Raw genomic sequence first — 17550 nt, 5'->3', positions numbered from 1 at the left:
GTACTCTGTCCCCCATCCTTGTCGGACCCACGCGAAGAGAGCCCACGGCCATGCCTTTCTCCCCGGCCAATTCCGATCTGCCCGCGGCGCCCGAAGCGCCCGCCGGAGCCGGTCTCCTCGACGCGCTCCAGCACCAGGTGGCGGTCTTCGCCCGCCGCGCCGAGCAGACCCGCCTGGGTGGTGTCGGCCAGGCCCGCAACTCGATGGACCGCGCCGCGTACCTGCTGCTGAACCGGCTCGACCTGGAGGGGCCGATGGGCGTCAAGGCGCTCGCCTGCGGCATGGGCATCGACTCGTCCACGGTCACCCGGCAGGTCGCGCCGCTGGTCGACAGCGGGCTGGTCAAGCGGACCTCGCACCCCGAGGACGGGCGGGCCGTGGTGCTCGCGCTGTCCCCGCGGGGGCTGGCGCGGCTGGAGGAGGTCCGCTCCTCGCGGCGCGAGCTGATGGCGCGCGTGACGGAGGGCTGGAACGAGGCGGAGCGCGAGTCCTTCACGCAGCTGCTGACGCGTTTCAACCTGTCGCTGTCGGAGCTGATGGCGGCCGTCGCCGAGGCCGGTCCGGCTTCCTGACCCGGGGCGCGGGGCGGGCCCCGGGCCGGCCGTGAGGTGCCTGCGTCCGACCTCTTGACCAGGGTGGTCCCGCTGCCCGCACTATGTGGGCTATGCGGGCGGTTGACCAACGGGCGGACCCCTACGCGGAGTTCGAGGCCTTCGTCGCGGGCGCGGCGGGGCGGCTGCTGCATGTCGCGCTGCTGCTGACCGGTGAGCCGGAGCCCGCGCGCCGGCTGCTGGCGGGCGCGCTGGCGCGTACGTACGCGAACTGGCGGCGCCTGCGCGGGGACGATCCGTACGACTTCACCCGCCAGGAGCTGTGCGGCGCGTTCGCCCGTACCGGCTGGCGGCACCACGGCGGCACGGGCGTACTGGCCCGGCTGAGCCCGCCGGAGCGGCTCGTCCTCGTCCTGCGGATCTACGAGGGGGTCGCGGAGGAGGTCACGGCCGCGCAGCTGGGGCTGTCGGCGGACCGGGTACGGGTGCTGTGCAACCGGGCGGTGGCGGCGCTGCGATCGCGGGAGGCGGCGTGAGCGGCCTCCCGGACCGGAAGCAGGACCAGGTCAGGCAGCTCCTGGAGGGCCCGTACCCGACGGTCCCGGCCGGGCTGGCGGCGGGCGCGGCGGCCCGCGGGGACCGCTTGCTGCGCCGCCGCCGGGTGCTCCGCAGGTTCGGCTGGGCGGTGCTCTTCGCGGCGGCGGTGGCCTTCACGGTCTGGGCCGCCCTGACCCACCCGTGGGCCACACCCCCGACGGGCGTCTCACCCCCACTGGAGGGCTGGTAGCCGTCCCGGCGCGGCACCGCTCCTGGGGATCCGGGGCGGAGCCCCCATCTTCAGCCCCGCCGGCGTTTGAGGCGCGGGGGTCCGGGGGCCGGCCCCCGGCAGCGGCGCCGCACACGCTGAGACGGCGGCGCGCCCCCGCCGGGCCCGGGCGGAACCGGCGGGGGTGCGGGGCGGCCTAGCCCAGGGCCTGGGTCAGGTCCGCCAGGAGGTCGTCGGCGTTCTCGATGCCCACCGACAGGCGGACCAGGTCCGCCGGGACCTCAAGCGCCGAGCCCGCCACCGACGCGTGCGTCATCCGCCCCGGGTGCTCGATCAGGGACTCGACGCCGCCGAGCGACTCCCCCAGCGTGAAGAGCTTGGCGCGGTTGCAGACCTCGACCGCCGCCTCCTCGCCACCGGTGACCCGGAAGGAGATCATCCCGCCGAAGTTGCGCATCTGCTTGGCCGCGATGTCGTGGCCCGGGTGCTCCGGCAGGCCCGGGTAGAGGACCTGGGTGACCTTGGGGTGACGGGTCAGCATCTCGGCGACCTTGGCCGCGTTCTCCGCATGCCGGTCCATCCGCACGGCCAGGGTCTTGATGCCGCGCAGCACGATCCACGAGTCGAAGGGCCCGGCCACCGCGCCCATGGCGTTCTGGTGGTAGGCCAGCTCCTCGCCCAGCGCCGCGTCACCGGTGATCAGCGCGCCGCCGACCACGTCGGAGTGGCCGCCCATGTACTTGGTCAGCGAGTGCACGACCACGTCCGCGCCCAGCGCGAGGGGCTGCTGCAGGTAAGGGGACGCGAAGGTGTTGTCCACGACCAGCTTGGCACCGGCCGTGCGCGCGATGTCGGCGACGACGGCGATGTCGGTGATGCCGAGCAGCGGGTTGGAGGGGGTCTCGACCCAGATGACCTTGGTCTTCGGGGTGAGGGCGGCGCGTACGGAGTCCGGGTCGGAGGTGTTGGCCACCGACCACTCCACGCCCCACCGGGAGACGACCTTCGCGAAGAGGCGGAAGGTGCCGCCGTACGCGTCGTTCGGGATGACCACGTGGTCGCCCGGGGAGAGCAGCGTACGCAGCAGGCAGTCCTCGGCGGCGAGCCCGGACGCGAACGCGAGCCCGCGCAGGCCGCCCTCCAGCGCCGCGAGGTTCTCCTCCAGCGCGGTGCGCGTCGGGTTGGCGCTGCGGCTGTACTCGTAGCCGCCGCGCAGTCCTCCGACGCCGTCCTGCTTGTACGTGGAGACCTGGTAGATCGGGGGTACGACCGCGCCGGTCAGCGGGTCCGCCGTATTGCCCGCGTGGATGGCGCGGGTCTCGAAGCTCTGGTGCTCGTGGCTGTCGTCGCTCATGGGCAGAGCCTAAGCCCCGCCTGGGGTCTGCCTCCCTATTGGCCTGGTGCCCACTCGGTCTGGTTCGCTTGGAGGCATGGAGATTCTGTGGTTCGTGTTCGCGGTGCTCATGATCGTGTTCGTGCTCGGCCCGTACATACGGCGCAAACGCGGCGGCGTCCGCCTGGTCGCGCCGGGCAGCCCCGACGCCGCCGACCCCTCGAACTACGGATTCGACCGGCAGGAGGACCTGGACATCCGGATTCCCGGGCCCGACCGGGATCTGATGGACGCCCTCGACAACGTGCGCCGCACCGGCCAGTGGCAGGCGGCCTCGCAGCTGCTGGCCGGGACCCCGAAGGAGGGCGAGCTGCGCTGGCAGCGCGTGCAGGCCTTCGGCGGGGCGGCCGCACTGGAGCTCGTACAGCAGCCCGGCGTGGGCGCGCAGTGGCTGAAGGCGTGGCGGCTGGAGGCCGACAAGGACGCGGGCGGCGCGCAGGTGCACGCGGAGCTGCTGGTGCAGCAGGCGTGGCGACACTCGGGCGGGGTCGGTTCCGAGGACCACCGCATCATCCTGGAGGAGGCCCGGGAGGCGTGCCGCAAGGCAGCGCTGCTGGCGCCCGGAGACCCGGTTCCGTACATCACGGAGCTGGCGATCGCGCGCGGCCTGGCCTACCCGGAGGCGGAGTTCGACGCGCTGTGGGCGAACGTGATCGACCGGGCGCCGGAGCACATGGGCGCGCATCTGGCGGCCCTGCACTACTGGTGCGAGAAGTGGCACGGCTCGCGGGAGAAGGCCGACGCGTTCGCGCACGCGGCCGCGGCGCGTGCCCCGCAGGGCTCGCTGCTGGCGGCGCTGCCGCTGTTCTCGCTGTACGAGAACCTGCCGGACGTGGTGCTGGTGAGCAGCTTCTACCAGAGCGCGGCCGTGACCCGGGCGGTGGAGGGCGCGCTGTACGCGGTGCACACGGCGCGGCAGGACGACCCGATGCTGGCGCACGTACGGCATCTGCTGCTGCTGTTCCTGGTCAACATGGAGCGCTGGGCGGAGGCGATGGAGCAGGTGCGGCACGTGGACGGCTACGTGGGCGCCCTGCCGTGGTCGGCCTCGGAGGACCCGGCGGCGCAGTACGCGGTGTACCGGGCCCTGGCGGTGGCCGGGTACGAGGCGAACGGCGGCTCCCCGGCGACCCTACCGAACTGACGCGGCGCGGGCGGGCGGGGGACGGGGGGGGCGTGACCGCCCCCGCCTCCACGCCCCGTCACCCCAGGCCCCTCACCCGGGCCCCCTCACCCACGCCCCCTCACCCAGGCCCCCTCACCAGCGGAAATCACTGGCCAATAAGGTTGCCGTAAGTGACCACCGGGCCGCATGATGCGGCGGTGGCGGCCGTCTCCGGCCTCGTTCCACAGCACCGTTTTCATCCCGTGGGGGGATCTGTTCCATATGGGCGCTTCACTGCGCGCCTTGCGCGCTCTCGTCCTGCTCGCCGGCTTCTATCTGCTCGGCGTCGTCCTGCTCGCCGTCCTCGTGGGCGCCGACTACGCCATCGTCGCCTCGGGCCACGGCGGCCCGGCCGCCGTCAAGATCGTCATCGTCTCCGTCGTCCTCGCCGTCCCGATCGTGCGCGGCCTGTTCATGCTGCGCACCCCGAAGGGCGACCCGCCGGCCGGCGTCCCCGTCACCGAGGCGCAGGAGCCCCTGCTCTGGCAGACCGTGCGCGATGTCGCGCGGCAGGTCGGCACCCGCGCCCCCGACGAGATCGTGCTGATCGACGAGGTCAACGCCGCCGTCGCCGAGGACGCGAAACTGCTGGGCCTGCGACCCGGCACCCGCCGCCTCTACCTCGGCCTGCCCCTGATGACGGGCCTGGACGAGATGCAGCTGCGCGCCGTACTCGCCCACGAGATGGGCCACTACGCCAACCTCGACACCCGTCTCACCCCGCTGATCGCCCGCGGGCGCGCCCAGCTGATCCGCACCATCGGCCACTTCCACGACCGCGCGGACAGCAAGGTGGCCAAGGAGCGCGCGAAGCAGGAGAAGAAGGCCGAGAAGCGGATCGCCAACGGCAAGAAGGCCAAGGAGATCAACACCGCGGGCGAGGGCGCGATGTACCGCGCCATGGCCAAGATCTACACGGCGTACGGCAAGTTCTACATGCGCGCCACCCTCTCCTCCGCCCGCCGCCAGGAGCTCGCCGCCGACCTCGCCTCGGTCGAGGTCGCGGGCCGCGACGCCGCCGCGTCCGCGCTGCGCGAGCTGAACGCCCTCGACTCGGCGCACGACTTCTACATGGGCTCGTACGCCACCCTCGGCGTCGGCGCCGGCCTGCTGCCCCGCCCCGGCCAGGTCTTCGGCGGCCTGCGCACCCTCCTGGAGGCCCGCTCCGCCGACCTGGACGAGCTGCGCCACGAGCTGTCCACCGAGCCCACCTCCCCGTACGACTCCCACCCCGCGCTCGCCGAGCGCGTGGCCCGCATCGAGGCACTGCCCGACGACGGCCGCGCCGGCCAGGCCGCCCGCCCCGCGCTGGAGCTCCTCTCCTCCCCGGAGGCCTCGCTGACCGCGCTGGAGCAGGCCGTGCTCACCCCGCAGGCCCTCGCGCTCAAGCGGGTGGACTGGGAGGACCTGGTCCACGAGTCGATGACCCAGTACGTCGGCCAGGGCGCGGAGGACATCCGCGAGGCCCTCACCGCCGAGGGCGCGGGCCCGGAGCTCGCCGTCCTGCTGGACGCGATCGACGCCGACCCGGCGGTGCGCTGGCGGATCGCGGACCGCCTGCCGAAGTCCGAGCAGGCGGCGTCCGCCACGGGCCGCGCGGCCCGCGAGTTCGCCCGCCCGGCCGTCCGGCGCGCCCTGAACCAGCTGGTCACCGTCGAGCTGACGGCGCGCGGCGCCGCCCGCTGGCAGCTGTCCTGGTCCGACTCGGCCACGCTGCGCTATCCGGCCGACGGTTTCGAGGACCAGCTCGACCTGGCCCTGGACGCGGCCGTCGCGGACCAGCCGGACACCGGATCCCTGCGAAAGCTGGTGCTCGCCCCGTGATCGGCCTCATCATCCTCGGCGTCATCCTGCTGGGTGGCGCGTACAAGCTCCTGCGGGGCGTGTACTTCCTCCGCAAGGCGAAGCGGCTTGAGGCGGAGGTGGCCGCCATCGAGGGGCGGACCGAGGCCACCCATGCCCGTACCGCCGCTCTCAAGGCGGAGAAGAAGGCGCGGGAGGCGGCGGAGGTCGTCGCCCTGGGCTTCGTGGCGGAGGAGGACCTCGACACCGAGCACGCACTGCCCGTTCCGCCCGAGCGCACGGCCGCGCTCGACGCGGTGCGGTCGGGCGACTGGGAGGCGGGGGCCGCCTATGTCGAGGCGGCCGGGCAGGACTGGGAGGAGCGCTGGCAGCGGGTCCGCGCGCTCGCGGACGTGGCCGCCGCCGACGACTCCTGGCTGCTGGCCTGGCGCGCGGCCCGGCCGTCCGACGCGACCGCGGCGCTGGTGAACGCCGACGCGGGCGTCAGGGTGGCGTGGGACGTGCGTGGGGGCCAGCGAGGCAGCCACACCACCCAAGAGCAGTTCCGGATCTTCCACGAACTGCTGGTCAAGGCCCAGGCGTACGCGCACGAGGCCCAGCGGCTGGCCGATCCCGCGGACCCGGTCCCGTACATGGTGGAGCAGCCCGTCGCGCAGGGCCTGGGCTATCCGCACGAGCAGTACGGCCGGCTGTGGGCCCAGATCGTCGAGCGCGACCCCAAGGTGCTCACGGCGCACACCAGCGCCCTGCAGTACTGGTGCGAGAAGTGGCGCGGCTCGCACGAACTGGCGCTCGCCTTCGCCCGGGAGTCCGCCGCCTCGGGCAAGCCGGGTGAGCTGTTGTCCCTGCTGCCGCTGGCCGCGTACGTCGAGCAGGAGCTCCACGAACCGGAGCTCAAGCCGGAGACCTTCTTCAAGGAGCCGGAGATCGCCGCGGCGGTGGACGCGGCCCTGGTGGACCTGGCCGCGGCCGACCCGGATGACTGGCGGGCGATCCGGCTGCGGCACATGCTCGCGTGGTTCCTGTTCTGGCAGGACAGGGACGCGGAGGCGGTCGAGCAGTTCCGCCACATCGACGGGTACATCGGCGCCATGCCCTGGTACTACTCGTCGAGGTCCCGGTACGTGTTCGCACGGAACTGGGCGGTGCGCGAGGTCACGCCGGGCCTGTGAGTCGTGGGGCGTGACGGGGGCGGGTCGGGAATCCCGGCCCGCCCCCGCCCGTTGTCATCGGTGACAAGGAGGGAACCCATGTTCTCGTACCGCCGTACGCCCGAGCTCCCCACCCGCGAGGAGGCCCTGACCGGCCGCGCGGAGCCTCTCTTCGGCCTGCCCGAGAAGCACACCGTGCTGGGCAACCCGCTGGCCGGCCCCTATCCCGCGCACCTCGAAGTGGCCGACTTCGGCCTCGGCTGTTTCTGGGGCGCGGAGCGCAAGTTCTGGCAGACGCCCGGGGTGTGGACCACCCTGGCCGGTTACCAGGGCGGCTACACGGAGAACCCGACGTACGAGGAGGTGTGCTCCGGCCGGACCGGTCACACCGAGGTCGTCCGTGTGGTCTTCGACCCTTCCCTCGTCTCGTACGAGACCCTGCTGAAGCTGTTCTGGGAGTCCCACGACCCCACCCAGGGCTTCCGCCAGGGCAACGACGTCGGCACCCAGTACCGCTCGGCGGTCTACACCCACTCCCCCGCCCACCAGGCGACGGCCGAAGCCTCCCGCACGGCCTACCAGCGCGTCCTCAGCGCCTCGGGCCACGGCGAGATCACCACGGCCGTCCTCCCGGCCGCGGACCGCCCGTTCTGGCCCGCGGAGGCCTACCACCAGCAGTACCTGGACCGCAATCCGGGCGGCTACTGCGGCATCGGCGGCACGGGCGTCTCCTGCCCGATCGGCGTGGCCCCGGCGGAGTGACCGGCAGGGCGGGCTCACCCTTTCGGGTGGGGGCCGCACATCGCGCTGGGTAGGCTCGCGGCGGGGCCCAGAATCTCGCCCATGGGAGCAACCGTGACCACGTCCGCCGCCGGGCAGCCGCTCATCCCGCAGCCGCCTTCCACCGTGACCGCGCTGCGGCAGGCCGTCGCGCAGGTCTCCCCGGCGGCCCTGCCCGCCTTCACCCGCGAGCTGGACCTGGCGGCGGACCAGTCCCGGCAGGGCTCCGACCTGGCGCCCTTGCAACGGTTCATCGCCCAGTGGGCGGCGTACGTCCACATCCAGCGCCAGCCGCAGCTCGCCGGGGAGCTGCGGCGCTGGGAGGACACGGCGGCCACCGGCAACGCCGCGCAGGCCCGGCGGGCCGCCACCGAGATCGGCAGAATCCTCGACGCGGCCCACACCGCCCTCGCCGCCCGACGGCCGTGAGCCACGACTGGCGCTGACGCCGCCGACGGCTGGTTCTACTTCCTCTCCGCTCCCCGGGACCAGCTGATCGTCGTGGTCCGGATCGTTCCGCCGTTCGACGCCCTGTGACCGCAGGGCACAGCACGGGGATCAAGTCCCAGCAGTGGTACGTCTCTCAGCCCCACTCGGACAGCGGGTGCGGCGGGCGCCGGTGGCCCGCTCCGCTTGACCTTGTCACTGGCGGCAGGGTTGTTGGCTCTCCCCATGGACACCATGGACACCCCGGACACCGTCGACACCGCCCGCCGCGTCATCCTCGTCACCGGCGCCGGCACCGGCATCGGGCGCGCCACCGCCAGGGCCTTCGCCGCCGGCGGCGACCTCGTGGTCGCCGTGGGCCGGCGGCCCGAGCCCCTCGCCGCAACCGCCGCAGGCCACCCCGGCATCCATCCCCTGACCGGCGACGTGACCGCTCCCGACGGCCCGGAGCGGATCGTCCGGGCCGTCCAGGATGCCCACGGCAGGCTCGACGTGCTCGTGAACAACGCCGGGATCGTACGCAGCGGCCCCCTCGGCGGTCTGGCCGCCCAGGACATCGGCGACCAGCTGGCCACCAATCTGGTCGCGCCGGTCCTCCTCACCCAGGCCGCCCTCCCCGCCCTGGAGGCCGCCCCGGCCGGGGTCGTCGTCAACGTCACCACCACCATCGGGCAGCGCGGCTGGCCCGGCAACTCCCTCTACGCCGCCACCAAGGCCGCCCTCGACACCCTCACCCGCAGCTGGGCCGTGGAGCTCGCCCCGCGCGGCATCCGGGTCGTGGCGGTCGCGCCCGGCGCCGTGGACACACCGATCGCCGAGCACCAGGGGCTGAGCCCCGAGCGGGCCGGGCAGGTGCGGGCGTGGCAGGTGGCGCGGACCCCGCTGGGGCGGGTGGGCCGGCCGGAGGAGGTCGCCTGGGCGGTGTGCCGGCTCGCGGACTCGGCGGCGTCGTTCGTGACCGGAGTCGTACTCCCCGTCGACGGGGGCGCGTTGGTGGCGTAGTGCCGGCCTTGGCACCATGGCCCCATGCTGATCGGGGAACTCGCTGAAGCCACCGGGACCACCCCGCGCGCCCTGCGCCACTACGAGCAGGCCGGGCTGATCTCCTCCGAGCGGGCGCCGAACGGCTACCGGGACTACGGCGAGCCGGCCGCCGTTCGGGTCCGCAACATCCGGGCGCTGCTGGACGCGGGGCTCACGCTGGCCGACGTACAGGTGTTCCTGCCGTGCCTGGACGGCGACGTGGCCGCCGGGCCACCGTCCCCGAAGGGGCTGGCGGTGGCCCGGGAGCGGCTCGCCGTCCTGGAGGCGCGGATCGCCGTACAGACCGAGACCCGCGACCGGCTCCGTACAGCGCTGGGCCGGCTCGACGAGATCGATCGGCTCGATCAGCTGGATCAGATCGTCGACGCGTCGATCACGAAGCGGTAGCGGACGTCGCTCGACAGCACCCGCTCGTACGCCTCGTTGATCTGCTCGGCGCGGATCAGCTCGATCTCGGAGCCCAGCCCGTGCTCGGCGCAGAAGTCCAGCATCTCCTGGGTCTCGGCGATCCCGCCGATCATCGATCCGGCGAGGGTCTTGCGGCCGCCGATGACGGAGAAGAGGTTCAGCTCGACCGGCTCCTCCGGGGCGCCGACGTTCACCAGCGCGCCGTCGACCTTCAGCAGCGTGAGGTACCGGTCCAGGCCGAGCGGCGCCGACACGGTGGACAGGATCAGGTCGAAGCTGCCGGCCAGCTCCTCGAAGGTGGCCTCGTCGTCGGTGGCGTAGTAGTGGGAGGCGCCCAGCTTCAGGCCGTCCTCCTTCTTGCGCAGGGACTGGGACAGGACGGTCACTTCCGCGCCCAGGGCCGCCGCGATCTTCACGCCCATGTGACCGAGCCCGCCGAGACCGACGATCGCGACCTTCTTGCCGGGGCCCGCCTGCCAGTGCCTGAGCGGCGAGTAGAGGGTGATGCCGGCGCACAGCAGCGGCGCGGCGACGTCGAGGGAGAGGCCGTCGGGGATGCGGACGGTGTAGTTCTCGTCGACGACGAGGTGGGTGGAGTAACCGCCGTACGTGGGCTCGCCGTTCTTGTCGAGCGCGTTGTACGTGCCGGTCATGCCCTTGGCGCAGAACTGCTCCTGGCCGCGCAGGCAGTACTCGCACTCACGGCAGGAGTCGACGAAGCAGCCGACGCCCACACGGTCCCCGACGGCGAACTTGGTGACGCCCGGGCCGACCTCGGTGACGACTCCGGCGATCTCGTGCCCGGGGACCATGGGGTAGATGCCCTTGCCCCAGCCGTCGCGGACCTGGTGGATGTCGGAGTGGCAGATGCCGGCGTACTTGATGTCGATGAGGACGTCGTGCTCGCCGACGGGGCGGCGCGGGACGGTGGTGCGCTCCAGCGGGGCCTTGGGCGCGGGGGCGGCGTAGGCGGCGACCTGGGTGACGGACATGGGGTGCTCCTCGGCGGTGGCGCTGGCGGTGTGCCGCCGCAGCCCTGTGCGCTGCGGTGACGTGCTCCAGCCTGCCGTGCCGCCGCGCGCCCACCCAGCCCCCTGTCCTGCCTAGGACTGCCGGACCTACCCCTGGTGGGGTCAGGCTCAGGCCCGCGGCGCGACCGGCCGCCCGGGATACTGGCTGTATGGACCAGCGTGACCAGCGCGCCGAGCTCGGCGAATTCCTCCGCTCCCGCCGCGCCCGGTTGCGCCCGGACGACGTGGGCCTGCCCGACTACGGGCGCCACAGGCGCGTCCCCGGCCTGCGCCGCGAGGAGCTGGCGCAGCTCGCGGGGGTGTCGGTCGCGTACTACACGCGCTTGGAGCAGGGTGCCGGGCACAACGTGTCGGCGGAGGTCCTGGACGCGATCGCGCGGGCGCTGCGCCTGGACGGGTCGGAGCGGGCGCACCTGACGCACCTGGCCCGCCCGAAGGCGCGCAGGCGCCGCCAGAGCCACCGCCCGCAGCAAGTGCGGCCGGAGCTGCGGACGCTGATGGACGCGATGGAGGGCGTGCCGGCGTACCTCGTGGGGCACCGGCAGGACGTCATCGGCTGGAACCGGCTCGCGGCGGCGGTCTTCGGGGACTTCGGGGGGCTGCCGGCGGCGGAGCGGAACCTGGTGCGGCTGGTGTTCCTGGACCCGGCGACGGCGGAGCTGTACGCGGACTGGGAGTGCCGGGCCTGCGAGGTGGTCAGCAACCTGCGGATGTACGCCGGCCAGAACCCGGACGACGAGCAGCTGTCGGCGCTGGTCGGGGAGCTGTCGGTGAAGAACGAGGAGTTCCGGCGGCTGTGGGCGGCGCACACGGTGGCGGACAAGACACACGGGGTGAAGCGGCTGCGGCACCCGCTGGTGGGTGAGATGCACTTGTCGTTCGAGACCCTGAGGCTCCCGGACGACCCGGCGCAGTCCCTGGTCACCTTCCACGCGGCGCCGGGCTCCCCGTCCGCGGACGCGCTGCGCCTGCTGTCGTCGTGGTCGGTCCCGTCCGCCCCTTCGACCCCTCCGACCCCCTCTACCCCCTCGGCCCGGTCGACGCCGTCCGCCCCGCCGGCCCCGTCGGCCCCCTCTACGAAGGAGGCCGACGGCCGGAATCCGTCGGCTACAGCTTGACCTGGAAGTACGCCGTGCCGCGTTCGCGGCGGTAGCCCAGGGCCTCGTTCACGGCGCGCATCGGGGTGTTCTCGTCCGCCACCGTCGTGGCGATCTGCTGCGCGGCCAGCGCCAGCATCCGCCGCTTCACCGCGCGGCCGAGGCCGTGGCCCCGGTGGGCGGGGACGACCACCGTGTCGTACTGGAGGGCGCGCGCGCCGTCCGGGTCCGGCAGGACGAGCTCCGTGTACGCCGCCACCTCGCCGGCCTCGGTCACCGCCGCGACCGTGGTCAGCTCGCCGCCCCGGTCGAGGATCAGCTGGTGCGCCGCGTGGAGCCGCTCCGGCGTCCAGGCCTCGATCTCCTGGTCCACGTCCCCCATGGGCGCGTCGTCCATCGCCCCGTGGGCGTGGGCCACCGCCGCCGCCCAGTCGTCGTCCACCAGGCCGTGCCAGGCCCGCAGTTCGTATCCGGGCGTGGTCGGCTCCTCGGCCGGCTGCTCCGTCACTTCCTGCACGTACCAGGCCATGGGCAGGACGTTCTCGAACCCGAGCGACTCGGCGAACGCCTGGCCCGGGCCTCCCAGATCCACCGTCGTCGCGACGGAGGTCCGCCCCTGCGCGAGCAGTTCCTCCCTGACCCGCTGCCACAGGGCCCTGCCGACGCCCCGCCGGCGCGCCTCGGGACGTACCGCCAGCACGTCGAGGTACGCGGTGTGCCGGTTGGCCTCGTCCGTGAACAGGAGCAGGCCCGCCACACCGTCGACCGTGCCCTCGCCCCCGTCCCCGTCCCCGTCCGCCGCCCAGAGCGCGGCGCGGCCCCGCGCCGGCGCCACGCACAGCCGCCCGCCGACCTCCACCCGGGAGGGCGGCGGCAGGTGCGGCAGGTCGGCGGCCCCGGCGGCGGCCAGGACAGCCAGCCAGCCGTCCACGTCGGTGTCGGTCGGGGGAAGGGGGAGTGATCTGATCATCATGTCCCCGACCCTAGTGATGTGGCCGGAAAGGTTTGCCGGGGCGCGGCTCCCCCAGCTACCGCTGGGAGGTGCCCCCAGGTGCGGTGCATCGCAAGGCGGAGGGCCGCGGCTCGTACTGGACGTACTTGCGCGGTCCGACAACGCGGCGAGGTGCCGTGCTTGGGGGTACCTCCCTGGGGGTCCCCCCGGACGGAGTCTGGGGGAGGTAGCTGGGGGAGCGTCGCGACCCGGTGAAGCTTTCCGGTCACAGCACTGGATCGACGCGCCCCCGCACTCAGGGGTTTTCGGTGATGGTCACCTTGCCCCGGCGGATCGTCGCCAGCCGCGGTGCCCGCCTGGCGAGCGCGCTGTCGTGCGTGACCATGACGAAGGTCAGGCCGTGCTCCTTCCAGAGCCCTTCGAGCAGGTCCATGACCTCGTCGCGCATGGACTCGTCGAGGTTGCCGGTCGGCTCGTCGGCCAGCAGCACCTTCGGCCGCTTCACCAGGGCCCGGGCGATGGCGACGCGCTGCTGCTGCCCGCCGGACATCTCGCCGGGCAGGTGGCCCATCCGCTCGGCGAGCCCCACCGACTCCAGGGCCTCGGCGGCCCGTTCGCGCCGCTCGCGCGCCTTGACGCCGAGCGGGACGAGGGCCGTCTCGACGTTCTCCTGCGCCGTCAGGGTGGGGATCAGGTTGAAGGACTGGAAGACGAAGCCGATGTTCTCCGCCCGGACCCGGGTGAGCCGGGCCTCCGAGACCCCTCCCAGGTCCAGGCCGTCGAGCACCACCTGGCCCGCCGTCGGCCGGTCGAGCGCGCCGAGCATCTGCAGCAGGGTGGACTTGCCGCCGCCCGTGGGGCCCTGGATGACGAGCCGGCCGCCGTCCTCGATGGTCAGGTCGACCCCGGCGAGCGCGTCGACTGTTTCCTTGCCGCGCTGGTAGCGCTTGGTGACTCCGGTGAGCTGGTACATCTCGTTCGTTCCCTCGGTTGCTGTGGAGTGCGTACGGGCTGACGTGCGCGGGCCGGGCAGGAGTTCGGCCTGGGCGGGCGTCCGGGGCCGGGCAGGCGTCCGGGCCGGGCGGGCATCCGGGCCAGGCGGGCGTCCGGGCCAGCGGGCCAGGCGGGCGTCCGGCCTAGGCGACGCGGCTCAGCGCGTCCGCCGGCCGCAGCCGGGAGGCACGCCAGCCGCCGAAGCCGCCCGCGACCAGACCGCCCAGGACGGCGAGGCCGACGGCCAGGCCGATGGTGGAGAGCGAGACGGGAGCGGTGAGGGCCACGTCCAGGGCCTTTCCCGCGGCCTGCCGGGCGCCGGGGCCCGCCATCCGGACCCCTCCCCCGCCGCCGCCCGCGACCCCGCCGCCCGCGAGCTGCGCGGTGAGACTGGGGCTGACGGCGGTGATCGCGTACGCGGCCCCGAGACCGATGCCGATGCCGAGGGCGCCGCCGATCAGGCCGTTGACCAGGGCCTCGCCGACGACCTGGCGGGTGACGCGGCCGCTCTTCCAGCCGAGCGCCTTGAGGGTGCCGAACTCGCGGACCCGGCGGCTGACGGCCGAGGAGGTGAGCAGGCCCGCGACGAGGAAGGCGGCGGCGAGGACGGCGTACGAGAGCCAGGTGCCGACGGTGGAGGCGAGCGAGGAGGCCGTGGACAGCGAGCCGGAGACGGTGTCGGCGAGGTCGGCGGAGGTGGTGACGGTGGTGTCGGGGACGTTCTTCTGGATGGCCTGCTTGACGGAGGCGAGGCCCTGCGAGTCCTTGGCCTGGACGTAGACCGTGGTGATCTTGTCCGGGGTCTCGGCGAGGGTCTGGGCCTGCTTGAGCGGGACGTAGACGTTGGCGGCGGCGTCCCCGCTGTCGGCGGTGGCGATGCCGACGACCTTGAACGTGGCCTTCTTGACGGTGAGTTCGGAGCCGACGGCCAGCTTGTTCTTCGTGGCGTAGGCGCTGTCGACCACGGCGACGGCCGCGTCGGTCTCGCCCGCCCCGAAGCCGCGGCCGGAGGCGATCTTGGAGGTGGTCAGCGGGCCGAGCTTCGGCTGGGTGACGTCCGTCCCGTAGACGGAGAAGGAGTTGACGTCGAAGTCGGCGCCGCCGCCCTCGACCGTGCCGCCGGGGCCGCCCGCGGCGCCGCCGGCGGTGGCGCCCGGCTTGGTGGCCGTACTGCCTTCGGCGCGCTTGAACTCGCCGCGCTTGAACTGGCCGTTGACCTTCATCACCTGGAGGCTGAGGCCGCCGACGGCCTTCGCGACGCCGTCCTGCCCGGCGACCTTGGCGACGGTGGCGGCGTCGAGGGTCTCGAAGCCCTGGGGCATCACGAGGTCGCTGCTCTGCTCGGCGGCGGCACCGTCCTCGCCCTCGGCCTCCTTGGCGTCGAACCTGAACCGGGGGCGGGCGGCGGTGGAGCCCTCCTCCGGCGGGGTCTGGGCCTTGGTGACGGTCATGTCCGTACCGAGGCCGTAGAGCGACTGGAGGACCTTGCCCTGCGCCTGCGTCATGCCCGCGGAGACGGAGGTGACGACGATGACGAGGGCGATACCCAGGGCGAGTCCGGAGGCGACGACGAGCGCGGCCTTCCGGCGGCGGCGCAACTCGCGCCGGAGGTAGGTGAAGAACATGTGGCCGAAAGTAGGCAGCACCCGTGATCGCGGGATAAGCCGCGGGTGAGAGTCACATGAGAAGGCGGACGGCGGGGAACCCGTGTGGGTTCCCCGCCGTCCGCCGGATGTTTCGCGCCGTCAGGAGGCCGCTGCCGCCGTCAGGAGGCCGCGCCGGCCTTCCACTCCGCCCAGCTCATGTTCCAGCCGTTGAGGCCGTTGTCCGGCTTGATGGTCTTGTCCGGGGAGTTCACCACGGTGATCACGTCGCCGATGAGCGAGTTGTCGTAGAACCAGGCGGCCGGCTGGTTCGGGTCGCCCGCGCCCTTGGCGTCGTTCAGGCCGACACAGCCGTGGCTGGTGTTGACGCTGCCGAAGATCGAGTCCGATCCCCAGTAGTTGCCGTGGATGAAGGTGCCGGAGGTCGACAGCCGCATGGCGTGCGGGACGTCCTTGATGTCGTACTCGCCCTTGCCCTCGTCGTTCTTGAAGCCGACGGTGGAACCGTCCATCCGGGTCTCCTTGAACTTCTCGGAGATCACCATCTGGCCGTTGTACGTCGGGTTCTCCGGGGAGCCCGCCGAGATCGGGATGGTCTTGAGGACCGCGCCGTCCCGGGTGACCGTCATCTTCTTCGTCTTCGTGTCGACCGTGGACACCTGACTGCGGCCGATCTTGAAGGTGACGGTCTTGTTCTGGACGCCCTGGACGCCGGGAGCGCCCTGCACGCCCTCCAGTGCCAGCTTCAGCGTGACGGTGGAGTTCGCCTGCCAGTACTGCTCCGGGCGGAAGTCCAGCCGCTGCGAGCCGAACCAGTGGCCGACGACTTCCTGGCCGCTGGTGGACGTGACGGAGATGGCCGCCTGGACGGCCTTCTGGTCCTTGATCGGCTTGTTGAAGGTGATCGAGACCGGCATGCCCACGCCGACGGTCTGGCCCTCGTCCGGGATGAACGAGCCGACGAAGCTGTTCTCCGGGGAGACGGTGGTGAAGGAGGCGTTCTCGTGCGCCTCACGGCCGTCGGCGTCCTTGGCGGTCGCCGACAGGGCGTACTTCGTGGAGCGCTTCAGCGCGGCGTCCGGCTTCCAGCTCTTGCCGTCCGCGGCGATCTTGCCGGGCACGGCCGTGCCCTCGCTGGTCTTCAGCTCCACCTGCGTGAGGGTGCCGTCGCTGACGGCGACGTTCGTGGCGTCGTTGAGGCCGACATTGGTGGCGCCGTCCTTCGGCGTGATGGCTATTCGGGCCTTGGAGGCGTCCTTGGCCGCCGCCGCGTCGACATCCGCCTGGGACTTGCTGCTCTCGCCGCTGCCCTTCGGTTCGCCGCCCCCGCCGTTGCACGCCGAGAGCATCAGTACACCGCCGAGCACGGCGGATACGGCCACCAGGGACCTTCTCCGCCGCTTGCTGTCCGTCCTCACACGCCACTCCATCGTTGCCGGAACCCCCGAGGCTGCCGTCCCGGGGTTGGCCGGGCAGGGGGAAACACCCCCTGCCTCGCCATGACAACGCGTTAACGACGCGGATCGGTTCCACATTCCGTTGGGATGTGGGCCACCACACGGTCAGGCGTTGTCGGTTTCTTCGTCGAAGTCCCCATCTTCCTCGTCCAGGTCCCACTCCATGGACTCGGGGTCGTATTCGACGGGCTCGCTGCTCCAGGAGGCTTGCGCCAGCTCCACACCGGGGATCTCCGCGACCAGGTCCGTGGGGTCGACCAGGTACGCCAGGGCCTCCGACTCGTCCTCCCGGACGGCGGACTCGGCATGGCCGCGCTCCTCGTCCGGCATGAACTCGTCGGCCTTGATGTGCGCGAGCGCGGCTCCGGTCAGTGCCTGCGGGTCCGGCACCTCAAGTACCAAATCCACCCGAAGGCGTACGTATCGTGATGTCTCAGAAGAGTTCATACGACGGAGAGTAAGCCCGCGGAAGCCCTGACTTTCCCACGACCCGCCCCTTTCCGTAGCATCACCGCACACGGCCAATTCGCTGCTGCCACAAGGGGGATCGCACCGTGTCCGCACGTCGACCGCTGCTCACCGCTCTCGGAGCGACCACCCTCCTCGCCGCCCTCTGGTTCGTGCCATCGGCCAACGCCACCGCACCGGAGCAGGCACCAGGCCGTTCCGGCGCGCCCGCGTCCGCGAACACGGCCCGGACGACGACCCTGACGACCACCACCCTGACGGCCACCCGGGCGGAAGCGCCGTCGGACGCGGGTCCCGCGGCCGTCACGCTCGCCGACACCGGCTCCCTGGACACCACCCCGTACCTCCTGGGCGGCACGCTCTGCCTCGGTGTCGGGGCCGGCTTCGTGGCCTTCTCCGTACGCCGCTCCCGCACCGCGTAGAACGGCGAAGGGCCGCCC

19 protein-coding genes are annotated in these 17550 nt (G+C 72.8%); 12 read left to right on the top strand and 7 right to left on the bottom strand.

Features of this window, described 5'->3' with window-relative positions; translation table 11 throughout:
* Positions 1–50 precede the first annotated feature (50 nt).
* From ACGFYQ_RS33475 to ACGFYQ_RS33465, 3 genes are all read left to right on the top strand, one after another.
* Positions 51–572, top strand: a complete 522-nt coding sequence (locus tag ACGFYQ_RS33475) for a MarR family winged helix-turn-helix transcriptional regulator (RefSeq protein WP_393749940.1) — start codon at positions 51–53, stop codon at positions 570–572.
* 83 nt (positions 573–655) lie between these two features.
* Positions 656–1087, top strand: a complete 432-nt coding sequence (locus ACGFYQ_RS33470; RefSeq protein WP_393749939.1) for a sigma factor-like helix-turn-helix DNA-binding protein — start codon at positions 656–658, stop codon at positions 1085–1087.
* A complete protein-coding gene (locus ACGFYQ_RS33465) occupies positions 1084–1338 on the top strand; it encodes a hypothetical protein (protein ID WP_393749938.1) in 255 nt (84 codons plus the stop codon). The genes ACGFYQ_RS33470 and ACGFYQ_RS33465 overlap by 4 nt, the downstream gene beginning before the upstream one ends.
* Positions 1339–1513: 175 nt before the next feature.
* Here the strand turns inward: ACGFYQ_RS33465 and ACGFYQ_RS33460 are convergent, their stop codons facing one another.
* On the bottom strand, positions 1514–2671 hold the full coding sequence (locus tag ACGFYQ_RS33460) for a cystathionine gamma-synthase (RefSeq protein WP_393749937.1): 1158 nt from the start codon (positions 2669–2671) through the stop codon (positions 1514–1516).
* 76 nt (positions 2672–2747) lie between these two features.
* On the opposite strand from ACGFYQ_RS33460, the gene ACGFYQ_RS33455 reads away from it, so the two are divergent.
* The 7 genes from ACGFYQ_RS33455 to ACGFYQ_RS33425 all read left to right on the top strand — a co-directional run bounded on the left by ACGFYQ_RS33455 (position 2748) and on the right by ACGFYQ_RS33425 (position 9487).
* Positions 2748–3854 carry a hypothetical protein gene (locus ACGFYQ_RS33455; protein WP_393749936.1) on the top strand — a complete coding sequence of 369 codons (1107 nt, stop codon included), beginning with the start codon at positions 2748–2750 and terminating at the stop codon, positions 3852–3854.
* A gap of 243 nt (positions 3855–4097) precedes the next feature.
* Positions 4098–5699, top strand: a complete 1602-nt coding sequence (locus ACGFYQ_RS33450) for a M48 family metallopeptidase (RefSeq protein ID WP_393749935.1) — start codon at positions 4098–4100, stop codon at positions 5697–5699.
* Positions 5696–6850, top strand: a complete 1155-nt coding sequence (locus tag ACGFYQ_RS33445) for a hypothetical protein (protein ID WP_393749934.1) — start codon at positions 5696–5698, stop codon at positions 6848–6850. The genes ACGFYQ_RS33450 and ACGFYQ_RS33445 overlap by 4 nt, the downstream gene beginning before the upstream one ends.
* Positions 6851–6928: 78 nt before the next feature.
* Entirely contained in the window at positions 6929–7591 is a 663-nt protein-coding gene (gene msrA / locus ACGFYQ_RS33440; protein WP_393749933.1) for a peptide-methionine (S)-S-oxide reductase MsrA, read from the top strand.
* Positions 7592–7684: 93 nt separating this feature from the next.
* Complete coding sequence (locus tag ACGFYQ_RS33435; RefSeq protein ID WP_393749983.1) at positions 7685–8038, top strand: DUF6247 family protein; 354 nt, start codon at positions 7685–7687, stop codon at positions 8036–8038.
* A 252-nt stretch (positions 8039–8290) separates the two neighbouring features.
* On the top strand, positions 8291–9058 hold the full coding sequence (locus ACGFYQ_RS33430; protein WP_393749982.1) for an SDR family NAD(P)-dependent oxidoreductase: 768 nt from the start codon (positions 8291–8293) through the stop codon (positions 9056–9058).
* A gap of 24 nt (positions 9059–9082) precedes the next feature.
* Positions 9083–9487, top strand: a complete 405-nt coding sequence (locus tag ACGFYQ_RS33425) for a MerR family transcriptional regulator (protein ID WP_393749932.1) — start codon at positions 9083–9085, stop codon at positions 9485–9487.
* On the opposite strand, the gene ACGFYQ_RS33420 is transcribed toward ACGFYQ_RS33425, so the two are convergent.
* A complete protein-coding gene (locus ACGFYQ_RS33420) occupies positions 9454–10500 on the bottom strand; it encodes an NAD(P)-dependent alcohol dehydrogenase (RefSeq protein ID WP_393749931.1) in 1047 nt (348 codons plus the stop codon). The genes ACGFYQ_RS33425 and ACGFYQ_RS33420 overlap by 34 nt on opposite strands.
* 188 nt (positions 10501–10688) lie before the next feature.
* On the opposite strand from ACGFYQ_RS33420, the gene ACGFYQ_RS33415 reads away from it, so the two are divergent.
* On the top strand, positions 10689–11657 hold the full coding sequence (locus tag ACGFYQ_RS33415; RefSeq protein ID WP_393749930.1) for a helix-turn-helix transcriptional regulator: 969 nt from the start codon (positions 10689–10691) through the stop codon (positions 11655–11657).
* On the opposite strand, the gene ACGFYQ_RS33410 is transcribed toward ACGFYQ_RS33415, so the two are convergent.
* The 5 genes from ACGFYQ_RS33410 to ACGFYQ_RS33390 form a co-directional block, all read right to left on the bottom strand.
* Positions 11647–12609 carry a GNAT family N-acetyltransferase gene (locus tag ACGFYQ_RS33410; protein WP_393749929.1) on the bottom strand — a complete coding sequence of 321 codons (963 nt, stop codon included), beginning with the start codon at positions 12607–12609 and terminating at the stop codon, positions 11647–11649. The two genes, ACGFYQ_RS33415 and ACGFYQ_RS33410, sit on opposite strands and share 11 nt — an antisense overlap.
* Before the next feature lie 274 nt (positions 12610–12883).
* Positions 12884–13561: an ABC transporter ATP-binding protein gene (locus ACGFYQ_RS33405; protein ID WP_393749928.1), complete on the bottom strand. Its 678-nt coding sequence runs from the start codon at positions 13559–13561 to the stop codon at positions 12884–12886.
* Positions 13562–13724: 163 nt separating this feature from the next.
* Complete coding sequence (locus ACGFYQ_RS33400) at positions 13725–15206, bottom strand: ABC transporter permease (protein ID WP_393749927.1); 1482 nt, start codon at positions 15204–15206, stop codon at positions 13725–13727.
* Positions 15207–15346: 140 nt separating this feature from the next.
* Positions 15347–16615: an Ig-like domain-containing protein gene (locus tag ACGFYQ_RS33395; protein WP_393749926.1), complete on the bottom strand. Its 1269-nt coding sequence runs from the start codon at positions 16613–16615 to the stop codon at positions 15347–15349.
* 132 nt (positions 16616–16747) lie between these two features.
* A complete protein-coding gene (locus ACGFYQ_RS33390; RefSeq protein WP_362404005.1) occupies positions 16748–17050 on the bottom strand; it encodes a hypothetical protein in 303 nt (100 codons plus the stop codon).
* Between the two features lie 146 nt (positions 17051–17196).
* Here ACGFYQ_RS33390 and ACGFYQ_RS33385 point away from each other — a divergent pair, with 146 nt between their 5' ends.
* Positions 17197–17532, top strand: a complete 336-nt coding sequence (locus ACGFYQ_RS33385; protein ID WP_393749925.1) for a hypothetical protein — start codon at positions 17197–17199, stop codon at positions 17530–17532.
* Positions 17533–17550 lie beyond the last annotated feature (18 nt).

This window comes from Streptomyces sp. NPDC048258 (assembly GCF_043201995.1).
Lineage (GTDB): Bacteria > Actinomycetota > Actinomycetes > Streptomycetales > Streptomycetaceae > Streptomyces.
The sequence above is the reverse complement of the archived record's forward strand: the minus strand, read 5'-3'. Positions and strand labels throughout refer to the sequence as shown.

Excerpts from the sequence above, each read along its gene's own strand:
- ACGFYQ_RS33475 (WP_393749940.1), top strand. The coding sequence starts at position 51 with ATGCCTTTCTCCCCGGCCAATTCCGATCTGCCCGCGGCGCCCGAAGCG.
- ACGFYQ_RS33470 (WP_393749939.1), top strand. The coding sequence starts at position 656 with ATGTGGGCTATGCGGGCGGTTGACCAACGGGCGGACCCCTACGCGGAG.
- ACGFYQ_RS33460 (WP_393749937.1), bottom strand. The coding sequence starts at position 2,671 with ATGAGCGACGACAGCCACGAGCACCAGAGCTTCGAGACCCGCGCCATC.
- ACGFYQ_RS33455 (WP_393749936.1), top strand. The coding sequence starts at position 2,748 with ATGGAGATTCTGTGGTTCGTGTTCGCGGTGCTCATGATCGTGTTCGTG.
- ACGFYQ_RS33450 (WP_393749935.1), top strand. The coding sequence starts at position 4,098 with ATGGGCGCTTCACTGCGCGCCTTGCGCGCTCTCGTCCTGCTCGCCGGC.
- msrA (WP_393749933.1), top strand. The coding sequence starts at position 6,929 with ATGTTCTCGTACCGCCGTACGCCCGAGCTCCCCACCCGCGAGGAGGCC.
- ACGFYQ_RS33430 (WP_393749982.1), top strand. The coding sequence starts at position 8,291 with ATGGACACCCCGGACACCGTCGACACCGCCCGCCGCGTCATCCTCGTC.
- ACGFYQ_RS33425 (WP_393749932.1), top strand. The coding sequence starts at position 9,083 with ATGCTGATCGGGGAACTCGCTGAAGCCACCGGGACCACCCCGCGCGCC.
- ACGFYQ_RS33420 (WP_393749931.1), bottom strand. The coding sequence starts at position 10,500 with ATGTCCGTCACCCAGGTCGCCGCCTACGCCGCCCCCGCGCCCAAGGCC.
- ACGFYQ_RS33415 (WP_393749930.1), top strand. The coding sequence starts at position 10,689 with ATGGACCAGCGTGACCAGCGCGCCGAGCTCGGCGAATTCCTCCGCTCC.
- ACGFYQ_RS33410 (WP_393749929.1), bottom strand. The coding sequence starts at position 12,609 with ATGATGATCAGATCACTCCCCCTTCCCCCGACCGACACCGACGTGGAC.
- ACGFYQ_RS33405 (WP_393749928.1), bottom strand. The coding sequence starts at position 13,561 with ATGTACCAGCTCACCGGAGTCACCAAGCGCTACCAGCGCGGCAAGGAA.
- ACGFYQ_RS33400 (WP_393749927.1), bottom strand. The coding sequence starts at position 15,206 with ATGTTCTTCACCTACCTCCGGCGCGAGTTGCGCCGCCGCCGGAAGGCC.
- ACGFYQ_RS33395 (WP_393749926.1), bottom strand. The coding sequence starts at position 16,615 with ATGGAGTGGCGTGTGAGGACGGACAGCAAGCGGCGGAGAAGGTCCCTG.